Below are 18858 nucleotides of genomic sequence, written 5' to 3' on the forward strand. Positions count from 1 at the left end.
CTGATTCCTTTTACCTAGCGTAACCGTTTCTGATAAAGCATTCGTGCCAAGAACCAGCTCACCACTACGATACCGCCGCACCAGCTAAAGGCACTGATCAAGGTGGTATCTTTCAAGTTTAACAAAAGCCCGCGCAAAGAATGGATGATCGGCGACATTGGTTGGTATTCAGCAAAAATGGCTAACGGACGCGGCATGGTTTCCGTAGGGACGAAACCAGAGCTTAAGTAGGGCAAAAGGGTGATCAAGACAGTAAACAAGGTCGCTGTCTCGGGGCTTTTGGCGATGAGACCAACCAGAACGGAGACCCAAGTAAAGGCGAAGGTGAAGCAAAAGATCAATAGGAAGGCGAGTCCCCAGCCTGTAACTGTGGCTTGGGGGCGAAAACCGATGATCATGGCGACGATCAACACGACCAAGGTGCTGATCAAGCTCCGAAGGGTCGCGGCGAAGACATGGCCGTTTAAAAAGGCTGAGTTAGAGATGTTCAAGGTCATCAGCCGTTCCACCATGCCGGATTTCAAATCTTCCGTCACCGTTACCCCAACGGAGGAGGCGCTTTGGGCGATACATTGGACGAGAACACCAGGAACGACAAAATCGACATAAGAGGTATCGCCGACGTTCATGGCTCCCCCAAAAACATAGACGAAGAGGATCATTAAAATCGCTGGGGTCAAAATCCCACTTAGCAAAGTCTCCATACTGCGAATCGATAGCAAGAGATTGCGTTTGAATAAGGTGTTGGTTTCTATAATTGCTTTCATTGGTTTCCTCCTTGGACAAGTGTTAGAAAAATATCTTCTAACGAAGCATTCTTTTGATTAAAACTGGTGATAGTGATCGGTAGTTGATTGAGTTCCTGCAACAGCGTGAAGGAATGCTGGAAGTCTTGACTGACGGGAAATGCCAGAGAGAGACTGGACTCATTGACTTGCAGCGGAAAATCAGACAGATGCTGACGCACGGTCTGTAAGTGTTCTTTCGTCAATACGCTGATTTCCATCGTTTGTGAAGGGTGCAGTGCTTTGACTTCCGTTGGTGTTCCTTGCAAGATGATTTTCCCTTCATGCAAGATGGCGACTTGGTCTGCTAAAAATTCAGCTTCTTCGAGGTATTGGGTCGTCAGGAAAATCGTTCGTCCTTGAGCGGCGATCTCTTTGATCATGTGCCATGTGGCTAAGCGGTTTTGCGGGTCTAACCCGGTCGTTGGTTCATCCAAAAAGAGCAGGTCAGGTTCGCCGATAAAACTCATGGCGATGTCTAAGCGTCGTCGCATGCCACCAGAATAATTTTTGACTAGTCGGTTGCTGGCATCCACCAAATCAAAACGCTCTAACAAATGTTGGACGATAAACTGTTTGTTTTTGACATGGCGCAAGGCAGCAATCATCAGCAAGTTTTCTCGTCCGGTCAGTTCTTGATCGACGGCGGAAAATTGCCCTGTCAGACTGATTTTTTCGCGAATCGCTGCTGGATCTTTGGTCAAGTCGATCCCATCGATCAGCGCGGTTCCTTGGTCAAAAGGTAGGATAGTGGACAAAATTTTGACTAAAGTGGTTTTTCCAGCGCCGTTTGATCCTAGTAAGACAAATACTTCGCCAGGAGTGACGTCAAAAGTGACCTCTTTCAAAACGGTTTTGTCTTTGAAGCTTTTTTTTAAATGTTTCACGTGAAGCATTTTCTTTTTTATATGGGTATCCATAGCTTTTCCCTCGTTTCTATAAGATAATTCAACTATAAAGGCTCTTCGGGAAAAGCAACTACTTATTTCAATATATTGAAAAAGAAGGTGAAAAAATGAACAATTATGGTGCGACAGTGAAAGAGCTTCGCAAAAGCAAAGGCTTGCTGTTGAAGGAATTAGTGGATGAACAATTGTCGATGTCTTTGCTATCGCAATTTGAAAATGGCAAAACGACGATTTCCTGCGAACGATTTCATCGCTTGCTAGATAAATTGGAAGTGAGTTTTGCCGAGTTTCAGCTGCTGCATACGGGGGAGCATCATTCGGAGGCTCAAAAGCTAATGGTTGACTATGTCCGTTCGATGGGGATCGAATCCATTGATGAAGTACCTAAATTAAAAAAGAAATATCAAAAGCTGACCACGTACTTTCAACAGCATTACTCCTTGGAGCTGGACCACTTCTTACAACTGATCCGTTTTGACTACTTGATGAAAGAGGAGCTTTTTAAAGGGGTGCCCATCGAGGAGGCTTACCTGAAACACAATTACTGTTTGGACTCTGCCAAGCATTACTTGCTGAATACCGATACATGGGGTGTTTATGAGCTGCGGCTGTTTGCCCGCGTAGCAATTTCGATGGAGCCAGCTTTGCTTTGGCGCTGCTTGACGATCGCCATCAAAAAGAGTCAGCGCTTTGCAAAAATTCCTGGCAATGAAGATATTTTGTACAACACGTTTGAGACGGTATTTTCTGTCTTTGCTGTTTTCGACGAGGCGAATTATGCGGAAAAGACCTTTCATTTATGGCGAGATCATGTTTATGAAAAAGAGCACATTGAACAAGCGATCTTTATGCCATTTTTTGAAGGCTGGACATGTCTATTAAAACAAAATAAGGCACAAGCGGCGGACTTGATGCAGCAAACGTTAGATCAGCTGGAAAGATTAGGCATGAAGAACACGTTTGCTATGTATCAATTATTAAGCACATCTGTATTGAAAGAAGAGTTTCCAGGGATTTTATTGAGTGATCCATTGCTTTCTGAAGGAACCCGTTTTGGCTGGGACTAGCTAGAATAAGCTGTATTCCGCTGATGAAAGCGCCTTATGTTTAAGAATCGGAGAGGAAGTGATTAAAAATCAGTAAATGCAAGCAATTTGCTTCTTTTTTACTGATTAGAGGAGTATATTCGAAGTTGGAATTTTTCTTTATTTAGAATTATTTTAATGTACTTTTTATGAAATAGGAGGATGTAGGATGGATATTGTGACACTAGCGCGAATCCAGTTTGCGATGACGACGATTTTTCACTTTTTCTTTGTACCGTTTTCGATCGGAACTGGTGTCGTCGTTGCAATTATGGAGACACTTTATGTGATCAAAAAAGATGAAAAATATCGCCGGATGACGAAGTTTTGGGGAAATATTTTTCTATTGAGTTTTGCTGTCGGGGTCGTGACAGGGATCATTCAAGAATTTCAATTTGGGATGAACTGGTCAGACTATTCTCGTTTTGTCGGGGATATTTTTGGTGCGCCCTTGGCTTTAGAAGCTTTGTTGGCGTTCTTCTTAGAATCGACGTTCTTAGGACTGTGGATCTTTACATGGGATCGGGTCAGTCCCAAGCTGCACGCCACCTTTTTCTGGTTGGTGACGCTAGGTTCGATGCTATCGGCGTTTTGGATCTTAGCTGCCAATAGTTTTATGCAGCATCCAGTGGGGTATACCTTGAACAATGGCCGGGCAGAAATGACTGACTTCGGTGCATTATTGGCAAATCCACAGGTGTGGTATGAGTTTTTACACGTGATCACCGCTGCCATCACGATGGGTGGGATCATTGTTGCTGGTTTATCAGCCTTTCGTCTGTTGAAGAAAGACAAAGACATTGACCGCGACTTCTTCAAAAAATCAATGCGGATCGGTTTTGCGGTGGCATTGTTCGGTTCATTCACCGTCTTGCTAGCCGGGGATGAACAAATGAAATACTTGGTTGAAGAACAACCAATGAAATTTGCCGCAATGGAAGGAACTTATGAAGATACCGGGAGTCCTGCGGCTTGGACTGTCGTTGCTTGGGCGAATGAAGCGGAACATCACCAAGTCTTCGGTATTTCGATTCCCTATATGTTGAGTATCTTAGCCTTCAATGAACCCTTCGGCTCCATCGATGGGATGGATACGGTCAATCAGCAATTGATTGAAACCTACGGCGACCGTAATTACTACCCGCCGGTCAACACACTCTTTTGGAGCTTCCGGATCATGGCTGGTTTTGGTGCGTTGATGTTGTTGGTTTCTGGTCTTGGGTTGTATTTTACGCGTAAGAAGAAACCATGGCTCTTTGAAAAACGCTGGCTGCTTTGGGTAGTGGCGATCACTTTGTTCACCCCATTTATTGCCAATACAGCTGGTTGGCTGATCACGGAGTTAGGACGTTACCCATGGACGGTTTACGGCTTGTTTACGATCGAAGATAGTGTGTCACCAAACGTTTCCGTGACCTCACTCTTGATCTCAAACATCGTTTACTTCCTCTTGTTCTCTGGCTTAGGCGGAACGATGGTCTATCTGGTGAAACGGGAAATGGATCATGGACCTGAAAAAGAAGCCTTCGGCGAAATCAGCCAAGGAGACAACCAAGAAGGGTACGAAGACCCATTTGATAAGGAGGCGTTTGAAGGATGACCGGTCTGCAATTACTATGGTTCACGTTGATTGGGCTTTTATTTTCTGGCTTCTTCTTCTTAGAAGGGTTTGACTTTGGTGTGGGGATGTCTGTGCAGACATTGGCCCACAATGAAGAGGAAAAAGACCAGATCGTTAAAACGATCGGGCCTGTCTGGGATGGCAATGAAGTGTGGCTATTGACCGCTGGCGGAGCGATGTTCGCCTCGTTTCCATACTGGTATGCTTCTTTGTTCAGCGGTTTTTATTTGATTTTGTTATTGATCTTAGTCGGGTTGATCATTCGCGGTGTTTCCTTTGAGTTTCGAGCAAACTTCCCGAAAGAACACAAAAACATTTGGAACTGGACGTTGACGATCGGCAGTACGATCGTACCGTTTTTCTTCGGTCTGATGTTTGTCAGCATGATCCAAGGAATGCCTTTGGGTGAAGATGGCAACATGACGGCAACCTTTACGGATTACGTCAATCCCTTTTCAATCGTTGGCGGGATCGCGTTGACCTTGTTGTGCTACTTGCACGGATTAAACTATATCGCTTTGAAAACGGAAGGTCCGATTCGGGCACGGGCACGCAACTATGCAAGTATTTTTTATGGCATCTTATATGCAGGCTTAGTCGTCTTTGCTGTGATGCTTTACTTCCAAACGGATTTCTTCGAAAATCATTTTGCGACAACGCTTGGTTTGTTGCTCGTGATCGTTGTACTGACACTGATTGCAAATATCGGCGTCTTTAAAGGCAAAGAAATGATGGCTTTCATTGCGAGCGGCTTGACGTTGATCGCTTTGGTGGCATTGATCTTCACAGGGTTATTCCCAAGAGTCTTGATTAGTTCGATCGATTCAAGCTATGACCTGTTGATCGCTGATGCGTCTTCAAGCCGCTACACATTGAAGATCATGAGTTATCTTTCACTGACGATCTTGCCTTTCGTCTTGGCCTATACGGCTTGGAGTTACTATATCTTCCGTAAACGGATCAGTCATACGGAGGCGTTGGAGGGGTATAAATGATTGATAAACAAATCATGAAGCTCCCAGGAATGAAACAACTTTTAGGGCTGCTTGCGGGACTTTCGTTCCTGCAGGCGCTCTTCATTATTGGGCAGGCGTATGGATTGGCACGTGCCATCACTGGCTTATGGGAAGGACGACCATTAGAGGAACAGTGGGGCTGGATTCTGCTGTTCTTTTGTTCGTTTATCGCCCGACAAGCCGTTATCTATTTCCGTTCCAAAAGACTTGATGATTACAGTTACCAGCAAGCCGCCGATCTGCGGGATCAATTGTTGGAGAAATTGTTTCGGGTCGGTCCTCAGATCGCACAACAGCAAGGGACGGGGAATGTAACAACGATGGTCTTGGAAGGGATCAACCAAGTCGAAAACTACTTGAAATTGATTCTTGCCAAAATCATGAATATGTCGATCATTCCTTGGGTCATTTTGGCACTCGTTTTTTATCTGGATTGGGAGTCGGGCTTGGTCTTGCTGTTGGTGTTCCCCTTGATCATCATTTTTATGATCATCTTGGGCTATGCCGCGCAAAGCAAAGCGGAAAAACAATACCGAACGTTTCAATTACTGTCCAATCATTTCATCGACTCCCTGCGAGGGATCGACACCCTGAAATTGTTTGGGGTCAGTAAAAAATATGGCAAGAGTATCTTTGCTTCCAGCGAACGGTTTCGGAAAGCGACGATGGCTTCATTAAAAGTCGGTATTTTATCGACCTTCGCCTTAGACTTTTTCACGACCTTATCGATTGCCGTCGTGGCAGTCTTGCTAGGCTTGCGGCTGATCAATGAAGGAATCTTGCTGTTTCCAGCGTTAACCATCTTGATTTTAGCACCAGAATACTTCTTGCCGATCCGCGACTTTTCCAGTGATTACCATGCAACCTTAGACGGGAAAAATGCGATGACTGCGGTGACGGAGATCTTGCATCAGCCCGAAGCCCAAGTACCGGCAGTAACGGTGCCTCGTTGGCAGGAAGACGCCCAGTTAACGATCGATCAGCTGGCGTTTTCCTACGAGGAAAAAGCGGCTTTGACGGATATCAACTTGAACGTGACTGGCTTCAAAAAGATCGGGATCATCGGTTTGAGCGGTTCTGGCAAGTCTACCTTGATCAATACCTTGAGTGGCTTTCTCGTGCCAGACAGTGGCGAGATCACTCTCGGAGGGGCGAAGACCACGGCCTTTCGCCAAGCAAGCTGGCAAGAACAGCTGATCTATATTCCGCAAAATCCTTATATCTATCGGTTGACCTTGCAGGAAAATGTCGCGTTTTATCAGCCGACAGCTACCAAAGAAGCCGTACTGAAAGCCATTGAAGTGGCAGGCTTGACTGAGCTTTTGGCGGAGCTGCCGCAAGGGTTGGACACGATGTTAGGAGAAGGGGAACGGCATCTAAGTGGCGGACAAGCCCAACGGATCGCTCTAGCCCGTGCCTTTTTAGACCAGCAACGAAAGATTCTTTTGTTTGATGAACCAACGGCTCATTTGGATATTGAAACCGAAGTTGCTTTAAAGGAACGGATGCTACCGCTGATGGAAAACCGTTTAGTCTTTTTTGCAACCCATCGCTTGCACTGGATGGAAGAAATGGATGAAATCATCGTGATGGATCAAGGAAGAATCGTGGAACAAGGAACCTTGGCACAACTGCAGCAAAAGCAAGGTGCTTTTACAGAACTAGTCAATGGAATGAGGAGGGAACAGCTTGAATAAAATCGGCTTATTGCGCTCATTGAAAACTGATACGTGGGTCAAGCCTTTCTTGTCAAAATACAAAAACGTTTTGGCGCTGGCCTTATTCCTAGGCTTCTTGACCTTTTTCTGTGGTGGGGCACTGATGTTTAATTCTGGGTACCTGATCAGCCGCTCGGCATCGATCCCAGAAAACATTCTATTGGTTTACATCCCCATCGTACTGACCCGAGCGTTTGGGATCGGCCGTCCAGTCTTTCGCTATTTGGAACGGTTGACCAGTCATAGCTGGGTCTTGCGCATGACCTCTAATTTACGATTGAAATTGTACAACGTAGTAGAAAAAGATGCGATCTTCTTTAAGCAAGCGCATCGCACAGGGGATATCTTGGGCTTATTGGCAGAAGATATCAACCATATTCAAAACCTGTATTTGCGGACGATCTTTCCTACCGTGATCGCTTGGATCTTGTATGCGTTCTTGATCATTGGACTCGGCTATTTTTCTTGGTGGTTTGCTTTGGTGATGCTGCTGCTATTAGGGATCATCGTCTTTGTCTTGCCGCTTTGGTCGGTGATCATCAACGGCGCGCGGCAAGAAAAGCAAAAACACATGAAAAACAACTTGTATACGACACTGACGGATAATGTATTAGGGGTTTCTGATTGGGTCTTCTCTCAAAGAGGCAGCGAGTACGTGGCTGCCCATAAGGAACTGGAAACGCAGTTGCGGGCGGTGGATGAACAGATGCTGTCCTTTGATCGCCGGCGTGATTTTCTTTTACAAAGCATCTTTGGAGTGATCGCTGTCGCATTGCTGCTTTGGACCAGCATTCGCTTTCCAGGTAACCACGGAGGAGCAGCCAACTGGATCGCTGCCTTTGTCCTGTGTGTCTTTCCTTTAGTTGATGCATTTGCGCCATTACCGTCTGCTGCTCAAGAAACCAATCGCTACAAAGACTCCATCGATCGCTTCAATGCATTGCCAGAAGAAAATCGCCAAGTCTCCATGGAGCAACCGTCAGTACCTGAAGTGACGGGCCTCGTGTCGATCACAGTCAAGGACTTGCATTTTCAGTATCCTGAAGGCAAAGAAGTGCTTCATGGGTTGGATCTAACGATTCCTGCGCATCAAAAACTAGCGATCCTTGGTCGCAGCGGTTCTGGGAAAAGTACATTTGCCTCCTTGTTGCGAGGCGATCTGCAACCGACGCAAGGGTCGATCACCTTAAACGACGTGCCTGTGACGGTATTGAGTGAGTCGATCAGTGACTTGATCGGTGTCATCAATCAAAGTCCCTATCTTTTCCATACGACCGTCTTGAATAATATTCGGCTAGGCAATGAGTCGGCTTCGGAAGAAGAAGTCTGGCGCGTACTGGAGCAAGTCGGGTTGAAAGAAATGGTGGCAGCTTTGCCTAACGGCTTGGCGACGATGGTGGATGAAGCCGGCTTGCGTTTTTCTGGTGGAGAACGCCATCGTTTGGCATTGGCGCGGATCTTGCTAAAAGATACTCCGATCATCTTATTGGATGAGCCAACCGTCGGCTTAGACCCGATCACGGAGCAAGGCGTGCTCGAAACCTTTTTCCAAGTGCTGGAGAACAAAACGATCATTTGGATCACCCACCACTTGCAAGGAATTTCGATGATGGACCGTGTGCTCTTTATTGAAGATGGTCAGTTGACCATGAGCGGAACACCTGCCGAATTGGCAGCAGAAAACAAACATTTTCAACACTTATTGGCCATTGACCAAGGACGACGATAAAAAAAGAGCGTCCATCAATCAGTGATGGACGCTTTTCTTCTCATTGCTCTATGGCTCAGTAATTGCGCTGCAAGAGCAGTTCAGTTAATGAACGAATTTTGGCTTTGCTAGGTGCTTCGGGCAGCAGATCGATGTCGTCTAAGGCTTTTTGCGTGTAGGTGACCGCGAAAGCGCGCGCTTTTTCAACACCGCCGTAACGGACGACAAGATCCGCAACTTCTTGGGCTTCTGCCAAGGAGAGTGCTGCTTTTTTATTCAAATAAGGAGCGAATGCTGCAGGTGCCTGTTCTTTGGCAAATAGCAGCGGTAAGGTATAGACTCCTTGTGCCAAATCTTCTAGAATCGGTTTTTTCAAAGTGCCGCTATCAGAGGTGTAGTCGAGAATATCGTCGAATACTTGAAAGGCGATCCCGATGTTGCGACCGATCTCACCCGCCCGCTCTTGGTTTTCTGTGTCGAGGCCGCCAAAATGAGCGCCTTCGAGACAAGCGAGCCAAAACAGTTCAGCGGTTTTGCCGTTGATGCTTTGCAGATAGTCGTCAATCGATTCATGGATGTTGTAGCGAGTGTGCATTTGATCAAGTTCACCTAAAAGGAGTCGTTTCATGGCTTGTGCGTTGGTTTTTAAAAACGGGGAGCCATTCATACTTTCGATCAAAAGCTCAAAAAATTGGGTGAACAAAAGATCACCCGTGTAGACCGCGATATCCTTGCCGTATTTGGCTTGAACAGTGACTTGACTGCGCCGCAGCGGCGAATCGTCAATGATGTCGTCGTGGATCAAAGTGGCCATGTGTAAAATTTCTAGAGAAGCAGCAATTTTTGTTAATTGGTCGGTTTTTTTATAATGGGGATCGCCTAAGTCAGCAAACAAAAAAAAGAGCGCTGGCCGCAGCATTTTTCCACCTGAATAAGTAAAGTCGATCAAAACATCTTGTATCTCTTTGTTACGAACAGTAACGTGTTCTTCAATGATGGAACATACGGTTTTCAATCGTTGTTCGATCGTCGGATAATCGATCCAAAAGTCAAACATAGTATAACCCTTTCTAACAGTCATTCAGCCCTTATTCTAGCGTAAAGGGGCGTGATTGACTAGTTTAATGCACTCACTAAAGGAGGTGAAGTTGTGACGCTACCTGTATTTTTAGAACTTGTCGAATTTAAAGCAAAAACCGCCAGTATTTTGCCATTTTTCATTGGTGTCTGCTACAGCTGGTACAATTATCAAACGATTCATCTTGGCTATGTCCTATTGTATTTCATTGCCATGCTGATCTTCAATATGGCGGTGGATATTTTAGATAACTACAACGATTACCATCATGCCACAGAAGGGCATGATTACAAAGAAAAGACCAATATCATTGGTCGGGAACAGTTGTCTGTCAAATTGGTTTTTTGGTTGATGGTCTCCATGATCATCGTTTCCGCCGCCATGGGAATCGCCTTGGCAATGGTGGTTGGTTGGCCGCTCTTTTGGATGGGACTGTATTGTTACCTAGTCGGGATCTTTTATTCCTCTGGTCCACGGCCGCTTTCTAGTTTGCCTTTAGGCGAGTTCTTTTCTGGCTTTACGATGGGCTTTATGATCTCATTGATCTGTGTCTACCTTAATGCCTATCAAACCTTTGAATGGAACATTGCCACGATTGGCAGTATTTTCTTGATCTCATTACCCAACACATTATGGATCGCCAACTTGATGCTGGCAAACAACATTTGTGATCTGGAAGAGGATGAAAAAAATGAGCGCTATACGCTGGTGCATTACCTTGGTAAAGCCCGTGCGTTGAAATTATTTATCACGATGAACGTCTTGGCGTTTGTTGCGATCATTGCCTCAGTTGCCCTCAACATTGCGCCTTGGTCACTGGTTCTGACCTTTTTCGCGGCGCCCTTTGTCTGGCAACAGACAAAACGATTTATGCAAAAACAAATCAAAAGAGAGACCTTCATTTGTGCCGTTCGGATCCTTGCGGTCGGAGCATGCGTACAAGTGCTGAGTTTTGCGATTGGTTTGATTTTATAATTTTTACAGCAAAGAAAGGAAGTAAGGAAACATGAAGGAAGTTGTCATTTTAGGAGCAGGGTATGCTGGATTGCGAGCATTGCACGTACTGCAAGGAGCAAAAGAAGCGTTTCACATCACATTGATCGACAAAAACGATTATCATTATGAGGCAACCGATCTTCATGAAGTTGCGGCCGGTACGCAACCAAGAGACCGCATTTGCTATCCCATCAATGATGTCGTTCGTCCCCAAAAGACGAGCTTTGTTCAAAAGGAAGTGGCGTCGATCGATCGTAACCAGCAAGTGATCGTTTTTAAAGATCAATCCACGTGCACGTATGATTATTTGATCGTGGCATTAGGCTTTGAATCAGAATCATTTGGGATCCCTGGTGTCGAGGAGCATGCGTTGGAAATGGTGGATGTCGACTCCGCAGAAAACATCTATCATCATTTGTTGAAACAAATGAAGGCATACAAAGAAACACAAAATCCTGACTACCTAAAAATCGTTGTCTGCGGTGCTGGTTTCACTGGAATCGAATTGCTAGGTTCATTGGTGGAAAACCGTAAAACCTTCGCGAAAGCAGCAGGTGTCAAACCAGAAGACATCAAACTGTACTGTGTCGAAGCAGTGACTCGTTTATTACCGATGTTTGATGAAAAACTATCGGATTACGGGATCAAAAATCTCGTTAAATGGGGCGTAAACTTCCTGACTGGTAAACCCATCAAAGCAATCAAACCAGGTGTCGTTGTCTATCAAAATGATGCCGATACAGGAGCAACAGCAGAATTATCAGCCAAAACCATCGTTTGGACCACAGGCGTCAGCGGCAGCCATGTGATGGCTGAATCAGACTTTTCTGCTCGTCGTGGTCGCGTGATGGTCAATCAAGACCTAACAGACCCTGATCATAGTAACGTCTATGTTGTCGGTGATGTTTCAGCAGTCATGGACCCAGCGACCAATCGCCCGTATCCAACAACGGCTCAAATCGCTTTGAAGATGGGGCAGCATGCGGGTAAAAACATCTTACGTCAAATGAACGGGGAAAAACCAGCAGATTTCCACTTTGAATCATTAGGTTCAGTGGCATCGATCGGCAATACCCATGCCTTTGGCTTAGTAGGGAAAATGGGCATCAAAGGCTATCCCGCTTCCGTGGTGAAAAAAGCCATTATGGATCGTTCCTTGTACCAAACCGGTGGGGTCAAAGAAGTATTGGCGAAAGGCCGCTTCGACTTTTATCATTGAGCAATAGAAACAGCAGACTGCGAGGGTGACCTCGCAGTTTTTTTTCAAAAAAAGCAGCAGTGGTATCCCCCAGACTACTTTTTTCTCCCAGAAACTGCTATGATAGCCAAAAGAACAGAACAAAGGAGCAAGGACAATGCCAGAAGGCCAACGAGTGTTACAGGGAATGGGAACGGTGATCACGATTTGGGTGCAGCATGAAACCCCAGAAGTGATCTTAGAGGAAGCAGCCCAAAGAGCTGCGGCCTTTGAACAGCGTTTTAGTGCCAATGACCCGACGTCTGAGTTGATGCAGATCAATCAGCAGGCAGGACAAGGAGCGATCGCTGCCACACAGGAATTGTTTGAATTGATCGCACTAGGGAAAGCCCATAGCGTACCCAAAGATAGCTACTTAAATATTGCCATCGGTCCTTTGGTGCAGGAATGGCGGATCGGGTTCCAAGATGCTCATCTACCAACGCCTGAGAAAATCGCGGAGCTGCTGCCAAAGACTGATCCTGCCAAGATCATTTTGGATGAAACGCTGCAGACCGTCGGGTTAGCTGCTGGCATGAAGCTTGATCTAGGGGCTGTGGCAAAAGGATATTTTGCTGATTTGTTGATGACCTATTTCAAACAGGTTGGTGTCACAGCCGCTTTGATCGATCTTGGAGGCAATGTGGTGACTTACGGCGATGCCCCGAGCCATCAAGATGGCTATTGGCGGATCGGGATCCAAAACCCTTTCCTACCAAGAGGGAATTTTGTCGCAGCGTTGAAGGTTCGTAATCAATCAGTCGTTACATCAGGGATCTATGAACGAACCTATCAGGTAGCGGGCAAGACCTATCATCATATTTTTGATCGAGATACGGGCTATCCGTTAGAGTCAGCCATTGCCAGTGTCACGATTCTCTCCGACCAATCGGTTGATGGAGAGATTTGGACGACCCGCTTGTTCGGCAAAGAGCCACAAGCCATCTTGCAGGAGCTGGCGCCGTTAGAAGGAATCACTGGGTTAGTCATTACCAAACATGGAGAGTTGATCTATCCGCAAGAATTAGCCCGTTTGATCGAAACGCCAACAGCAGAATGAAAACAAGCAGCGATCACCTAGGAATATAGGTGGTGGCTGCTTGTTTTTTTGTAAAAAGAAAGCTAGACGTGTTGCAAAAAGGTCTCGATCAAGTCGGCTTCGCTGTTTGACAATGCCCGTTCGGCTTGATGGGCAATAAAATAGGTGAGGGACAAGAGTTCCTCTGGCATCGGATAAAGATTAAAAGGGGTCGCAGTCGCTGCTTGCAGCACGCTTTCGGGTACGATCGCAATCCCGAGGTTGTTTTCTGCCAATGCTGCTGCTGTATAAATATTGCTGCTTTCTATGAGAACGGTCGCCTCTACTTTGTATTTTTGCAGCAATTGATCGATTTGACGCCGAATCGCCGAGCCGCTGGCAGTCAAAATCAACGGACTTTGCAGCAAGTCTTTGACTGCCAATGAATCAGGTGCTAAATACCGCTTCTCTGGTTGATACAGGGGAGAACAAGGCGGAATGATCGCTAGATACCGTTCTTGATTGGTACTGTGGACTGTTAGATTCGGTGCGATCGTCTCAGGATTTTGTCCGATAAAAAAGTCCAGCTGCCCATTCAACAGTCGTTTTTCATTGTGCTTCGGCAGGTCTTCCCGTAAGAAAAAGTGCACGCTGGGATAGTGTTCATAATATGCAGGCAAAAAGAGTGGCAGCAGATAGGAACCAAGGCTGGGCAAGATGCCTAAGCGCAAAGAACGCTTCTCGGTCGCGGTATACCAAGACAGCCGACTTTTCAATTTGGCAGACTCTGTTTCCAAGGTTTCCAGATATTGATAATAGATTTTACCAGCTTCCGTCAGTTGGAAATGACCCGGCTGCCGATTGATGATGGGGGTCCCTAGCTCTTGTTCGGCACGTTTCACGGTTTGTGTCAAGTAAGGCTGTGAGATGTAGAGGTCTTTGGCGGCTTTGGTATAGTTGCTATGCTTTAACAAGGTATCGAGGTATTGCAGCATCAGATGGGAATCTTTAAGTGCCATTGCGTGGTCCTCCTAGTCATTTTTTTCATTATAACAAATTTGTTATCGATAGATAGTTAAATAAATATTTCACAAATAAAGAATTCAGTCGTACACTAAATGGGTACTTGGGGAAGATTTTTTTGTTTAGGAAGAAGCCTTTCATCTCAGTAGGTCTTAAAAACCAACTTGAGAAACGATTGAAAAAAGAAATCAAAGCCAATGGTCAAAAACTTTTTATTTATTGTTAAATGTTAAATTATTCACAATTAGGAGAGATGATAATGAAATTGATTGGAATCGTAGGAACCAACTCGAAGCGTTCGACCAACCGTCGCTTACTGCAATTTATTCAAAGCCATTTTAGTGACCAAGCGGAGATCGAACTTTGCGAAATCAGTGATCTGCCAGCATTTAATGAACCAGAAGATCGGACGGCACCAGCGGCAGTTCAAGCCTTGTCAGAGAAGATCGAAGCAGCAGATGGGGTGATCATCAGTACACCAGAATACGATCACTCGATCCCAGCGGTGCTAAAAAGCATGATTGAATGGCTTTCTTATACGACGCGGCCTTTGATCGATAAACCAGTGATGATCACGGGTGCTTCTCTTGGTGCATTAGGTTCATCGAGAGCCCAAGCCCATTTGCGTCAGATCTTAGATGCACCAGAAGTAAAAGCTCGAATCATGCCGAGTGCGGAATTTTTATTAGGGCACTCCATGCAAGCCTTCGATGAACAAGGAAACTTGCTCGATAGCGAAAAAGTTGCCGAACTAGAAGATTGTTTCAATGAATTTGTCTTGTTTGTCGAAATCACGAACCGTCTGGTCAGTGAATATTCAACGGCTAAAGAACGAGCAAAGAAATTTTCGTGGGAACAAGCATAAGAAAGAGAGGAACCAGTCATGAAATTTGTCGGCCTAATCGGAACGAACGCCAAAAAATCCACCAATCGCCAATTAGTGGCGTTTATGCAGCGAGAATTTGCTGCCCTAGCAGAAATTGAACTACTGGAAATCAAGGATGTTCCAATGTTCAATGAAACACAAGATCAAACCAATAGTGAAGTGATCCAACGGTTAAATAGCAAGATTTTAGCAGCCGATGGGGTGATCATTGCGACACCAGAGCATAACCATTCGATTCCTTCCGCATTGAAAAGCGTCTTGGAATGGCTCTCCTTCAATCTCCATCCCTTTGATGGCAAACCAGTGATGATCGTCGGTGCATCCTACGATGTACAAGGCTCTTCGCGAGCACAGCTTCATTTGCGCCAAATCCTTGATGCACCGGGTGTCAATGCGACAGTCATGCCAGGAAATGAGTTCTTGTTGGGACGTGCGCATCAAGCCTTTGATGAACAAGGCAATTTAAAAGATCAACGAACGGTCGATTTTTTGGAAAGCTGTTTCCGCAAGTTTGTTCGGTTTACGGAAGTCGCTAATTTGTTGAACGTACCAGAAGAAGTCGTTTATGAGCCTGGCGAATACACCGTCACAGCACCAGGACATAACGGGGATCTACCAATGGTCGTCAAATTGAGTGAAGAACGGATCGAAGCTATCGATATCGATACTTCTGGTGAATCCGAAGGGATCGCTGATGTCGTTTTCGTACGGATTCCTCAAGAGATCATTGAAGGGCAAACCTTAAATGTCGATGCGATCTCTGGTGCTTCGGTTACTAGTAACGGTGTCGTTGATGGCGTAGCAAAAGCCGTGAAAATGGCTGGTGCGAACCCAGATGTCTTGCGCAAACGTCCAAAAGCCGCCAGTGCTTTGCAAACAGAAGATGAAACGTATACCACCGATGTCGTTGTAGTAGGTGGCGGCGGCGCGGGTCTGAGTGCGGCTGCCAGTGTGCTGCAAGCCAATAAAGATGTGATCTTAGTAGAAAAATTCCCAGCGATCGGTGGCAATACTGTACGTACTGGCGGACCGATGAATGCCGCGGATCCAAAATGGCAAAACGGCTTTTCCGCATTGCCTGGCGAACGCAGTGCTTTAGAAGAAGTGCTGACGATCGATGAGCAAGAGATCGATGCAGAATACTTACCAGACTTCAAAGCTTTGAAGGCACAAATCACTGCGTATCTTTCAGAAACGACGCCAGAAAAAGAATACTTGTTTGATTCTGCTTTGTGGCATCGAATTCAAACCTATTTAGGCGGAAAACGCAAAGATTTGAATGGTCAACCGATCTATGGGAAATACGAGCTAGTGAAGATCTTGACGGATCAAGCATTGGACTCAGTGAAATGGCTAGAAGAAATCGGCGTAGAATTTGATATGAACAATGTCGATATGCCAGTAGGAGCGAAATGGCGCCGAGGACATAAACCAGTCAAAAACGAAGGGTATGCCTTTGTCTCTGCTTTGCATCAATTCGTGAAAGAACATGGGGGAACGATCTTAACCGATACGCCTGTCAAAGAATTATTGATCGAAGATGGCAAGGTTACTGGAATCATCGGGGAAGGCCGTAACGGTCAAAAAGTCACGATCCATGCCAAAGCAGTGATTTTAGCTTCTGGTGGGTTCGGAGCGAATACGAAAATGTTGAAACAATACAATACCTATTGGACAGAGATCGAAGACGATATCAAAACGTCAAATTCCCCAGCGATCACTGGTGACGGGATCAAACTAGGGGAAAGTGCTGGCGCGGACCTTGTTGGCATGGGCTTTTCGCAAATGATGCCCGTATCTGATCCAAACACAGGGGCTTTGTTCAGTGGCCTGCAAGTGCCACCTGCTAACTTTGTGATGGTCAATCAAAAGGGTGAACGCTTTGTCAATGAATACGAAAGCCGCGATGTATTGACCCAAGCGGCGATCGATAATGGCGGATTGTTCTATTTGATCGCGGATGAAGAGATCAAGAAAACCGCTTATAACACGAGCCAAGAAAAAATCGATAAGCAAGTAGCTGCTGGTACGCTGTTCCGCAGTGAGACCTTAGCTGGCCTGGCAGAGCAGATCAATGTTGATCCAGCCGTCTTAGAGGCGACCGTTGCGAAATACAACAGCTATGTGGATGCTGGGAAGGACCCAGAGTTTGGCAAAGATGTCTTCGACTTGAAAGTGGAAAAAGCACCTTTCTATGCCACACCAAGAAAACCAGCGGTTCACCACACGATGGGGGGATTGAAGATCGATCCGCAAACCCATGTGTTGACGAAGGAAGATCAAATCATTGAAGGGCTGTATGCAGCGGGGGAAGTTGCTGGGGGGATCCATGCTGGCAATCGCTTAGGCGGCAACTCGTTGACAGATATCTTTACTTTTGGCCGAATTGCTGGAAAGACAGCAGTCGCAGAACATCTCGAATAAAAAGCCTTGCGCGTTGTGTCTCGTCACGCGCGCTAGCTTTTGAAAAAACATGTGAATAAAGTAACATGCTTAAAGCAAAGGAGAGAAAAAATGGAAACAAAAATCAATCGTTGGCTGATTCTGATCGCTTCGACCGCGGTATTGCTGTGTACGGGCGCTGTTTACGCCTTTAGTGTTTTTGCAGGACCTCTTAGTCAATTAAAAGGCTGGTCCATGGAAGAGATCATGTTAGCCTTTACCATCAATGCCGCAGTTGGCCCGATTACCATGATTTTGGGTGGTTTGCTGACAGACCGAGGAGCCGCTAGATGGGTCATCGCTGGTGGAGGCGTGTTGTTCGGAGCGGGCTTCTTCCTGACGGGATTGGTCAACTCACCCGCCATGCTGTACCTGACCTATGGAGTCTTTGCTGGTTTAGGGCAAGGCTTTGCCTATTCGGCTTGTTTAAGCAATACGATTCGGCTATTCCCAGATAAACGGGGACTGGCGTCGGGCTTGATCACAGCAGGTATGGGTGGGGCAGCGATTATTGCCGCACCGATTGCAAATCGTTTGATCGAATCACAAGATGTACTAGCAGCGTTTCGGATTTTAGGGATCGCCTATATCGTGATCGTCTTAGTGGCTAGTCTGTTTATTCGCAAGGCACCAGAAGATTATCGCCCAGCAGGTTGGCAACCAGCGGCGCAAGGAAAAAATGGCCCACAAATCAATCTGAATTGGTTGGACATGCTAAAGACCCCAACCTTCTACTTGATTATCGTTATGTTAGGGGCAGGGGCTTTCTCAGGTTTGATGATTGCTTCTAACGCATCGGTGATCGGGCAAAGTATGTTCGGTTTGACGGCAGCCGCCGCTGCCTTTTATGTCAGCTTGTACTCATTGAGCAACTGTTTTGGTCGTGTCCTTTGGGGCACCGTTTCTGATAAAATTGGTCGGACGAATACGTTGATGATCATCTATGGCGTGGTGGCATTGTCCTTATTCCTATTGACACTTGGTCAGACAACCGTGATCTTCACTGTCGGGATCATCGGTTTAGGACTGTGCTTCGGGGGCGTGATGGGGGTTTTCCCATCGATCGTTATGGAAAATTACGGACCGATCAATCAAGGAGTCAACTATGGAATCGTCTTTATTGGTTATTCTACGGCGGCATTCTTTGGGCCTAGAGTGGCAGCAGCAATCGCTGAAAGCAACCAAGGAGATTATACAAAAGCCTTTTATACGGCAATTTTCTTGGCGGTTTTTGGGCTCGTTCTCAACATTGGCTATGCGATGCTGAAAAAAGCCAAAAAGCCTGCACCTGTTATTAAATAACAATTCACCCAAAGCAGTCTTTTTGATAAAGGCTG

15 protein-coding genes are annotated in these 18858 nt (G+C 45.9%); 11 read left to right on the forward strand and 4 right to left on the reverse strand.

Going from position 1 to position 18858, the window contains the following annotated elements:
- Nucleotides 1-14 precede the first annotated feature (14 nt).
- Both A5883_RS14055 and A5883_RS14060 read right to left on the reverse strand, forming a co-directional pair.
- On the reverse strand, nucleotides 15-767 hold the full coding sequence (locus tag A5883_RS14055; protein WP_086338870.1) for an ABC transporter permease: 753 nt from the start codon (nucleotides 765-767) through the stop codon (nucleotides 15-17).
- Entirely contained in the window at nucleotides 764-1705 is a 942-nt protein-coding gene (locus A5883_RS14060) for an ABC transporter ATP-binding protein (protein WP_086338871.1), read from the reverse strand. The genes A5883_RS14055 and A5883_RS14060 overlap by 4 nt, the downstream gene beginning before the upstream one ends.
- Before the next feature lie 95 nt (nucleotides 1706-1800).
- Here A5883_RS14060 and A5883_RS14065 point away from each other — a divergent pair, with 95 nt between their 5' ends.
- From A5883_RS14065 to cydC, 5 genes are all read left to right on the forward strand, one after another.
- Nucleotides 1801-2760: a helix-turn-helix domain-containing protein gene (locus A5883_RS14065; protein WP_015508714.1), complete on the forward strand. Its 960-nt coding sequence runs from the start codon at nucleotides 1801-1803 to the stop codon at nucleotides 2758-2760.
- 187 nt (nucleotides 2761-2947) lie between these two features.
- Nucleotides 2948-4378: a cytochrome ubiquinol oxidase subunit I gene (locus A5883_RS14070; RefSeq protein WP_005226527.1), complete on the forward strand. Its 1431-nt coding sequence runs from the start codon at nucleotides 2948-2950 to the stop codon at nucleotides 4376-4378.
- The gene (gene cydB / locus A5883_RS14075) at nucleotides 4375-5394 is read left to right on the forward strand and encodes a cytochrome d ubiquinol oxidase subunit II (RefSeq protein ID WP_005226530.1); all 1020 of its coding nucleotides are present in this window, start codon (nucleotides 4375-4377) and stop codon (nucleotides 5392-5394) included. Before A5883_RS14070 ends, cydB begins: the two co-directional genes overlap by 4 nt.
- The gene (gene cydD, locus A5883_RS14080) at nucleotides 5391-7112 is read left to right on the forward strand and encodes a thiol reductant ABC exporter subunit CydD (protein WP_005226535.1); all 1722 of its coding nucleotides are present in this window, start codon (nucleotides 5391-5393) and stop codon (nucleotides 7110-7112) included. Before cydB ends, cydD begins: the two co-directional genes overlap by 4 nt.
- Nucleotides 7105-8862 carry a thiol reductant ABC exporter subunit CydC gene (gene cydC / locus A5883_RS14085; RefSeq protein ID WP_086338872.1) on the forward strand — a complete coding sequence of 586 codons (1758 nt, stop codon included), beginning with the start codon at nucleotides 7105-7107 and terminating at the stop codon, nucleotides 8860-8862. The genes cydD and cydC overlap by 8 nt, the downstream gene beginning before the upstream one ends.
- 55 nt (nucleotides 8863-8917) lie before the next feature.
- On the opposite strand, the gene A5883_RS14090 is transcribed toward cydC, so the two are convergent.
- On the reverse strand, nucleotides 8918-9898 hold the full coding sequence (locus A5883_RS14090) for a polyprenyl synthetase family protein (protein WP_005226544.1): 981 nt from the start codon (nucleotides 9896-9898) through the stop codon (nucleotides 8918-8920).
- Nucleotides 9899-9991: 93 nt separating this feature from the next.
- Here A5883_RS14090 and A5883_RS14095 point away from each other — a divergent pair, with 93 nt between their 5' ends.
- The 3 genes from A5883_RS14095 to A5883_RS14105 all read left to right on the forward strand — a co-directional run bounded on the left by A5883_RS14095 (nucleotide 9992) and on the right by A5883_RS14105 (nucleotide 13212).
- On the forward strand, nucleotides 9992-10894 hold the full coding sequence (locus tag A5883_RS14095) for a prenyltransferase (RefSeq protein ID WP_005226546.1): 903 nt from the start codon (nucleotides 9992-9994) through the stop codon (nucleotides 10892-10894).
- Nucleotides 10895-10925: 31 nt separating this feature from the next.
- Nucleotides 10926-12134: an NAD(P)/FAD-dependent oxidoreductase gene (locus tag A5883_RS14100; RefSeq protein WP_015508719.1), complete on the forward strand. Its 1209-nt coding sequence runs from the start codon at nucleotides 10926-10928 to the stop codon at nucleotides 12132-12134.
- 136 nt (nucleotides 12135-12270) lie between these two features.
- Nucleotides 12271-13212, forward strand: a complete 942-nt coding sequence (locus A5883_RS14105) for an FAD:protein FMN transferase (protein ID WP_086338873.1) — start codon at nucleotides 12271-12273, stop codon at nucleotides 13210-13212.
- A 62-nt stretch (nucleotides 13213-13274) separates the two neighbouring features.
- Here the strand turns inward: A5883_RS14105 and A5883_RS14110 are convergent, their stop codons facing one another.
- Nucleotides 13275-14189 carry a LysR family transcriptional regulator gene (locus tag A5883_RS14110; protein WP_086338874.1) on the reverse strand — a complete coding sequence of 305 codons (915 nt, stop codon included), beginning with the start codon at nucleotides 14187-14189 and terminating at the stop codon, nucleotides 13275-13277.
- A gap of 263 nt (nucleotides 14190-14452) precedes the next feature.
- Here A5883_RS14110 and A5883_RS14115 point away from each other — a divergent pair, with 263 nt between their 5' ends.
- From A5883_RS14115 to A5883_RS14125, 3 genes are all read left to right on the forward strand, one after another.
- Entirely contained in the window at nucleotides 14453-15058 is a 606-nt protein-coding gene (locus A5883_RS14115; protein ID WP_086338875.1) for an NADPH-dependent FMN reductase, read from the forward strand.
- 18 nt (nucleotides 15059-15076) lie between these two features.
- Nucleotides 15077-17503, forward strand: a complete 2427-nt coding sequence (locus tag A5883_RS14120; RefSeq protein ID WP_086338876.1) for a flavocytochrome c — start codon at nucleotides 15077-15079, stop codon at nucleotides 17501-17503.
- A 90-nt stretch (nucleotides 17504-17593) separates the two neighbouring features.
- On the forward strand, nucleotides 17594-18823 hold the full coding sequence (locus tag A5883_RS14125) for an L-lactate MFS transporter (protein WP_005226552.1): 1230 nt from the start codon (nucleotides 17594-17596) through the stop codon (nucleotides 18821-18823).
- Nucleotides 18824-18858: the final 35 nt, after the last annotated feature.

The sequence above is a fragment of the Enterococcus sp. 5B3_DIV0040 genome (assembly GCF_002140755.1).
GTDB lineage: Bacteria > Bacillota > Bacilli > Lactobacillales > Enterococcaceae > Enterococcus_D > Enterococcus_D casseliflavus.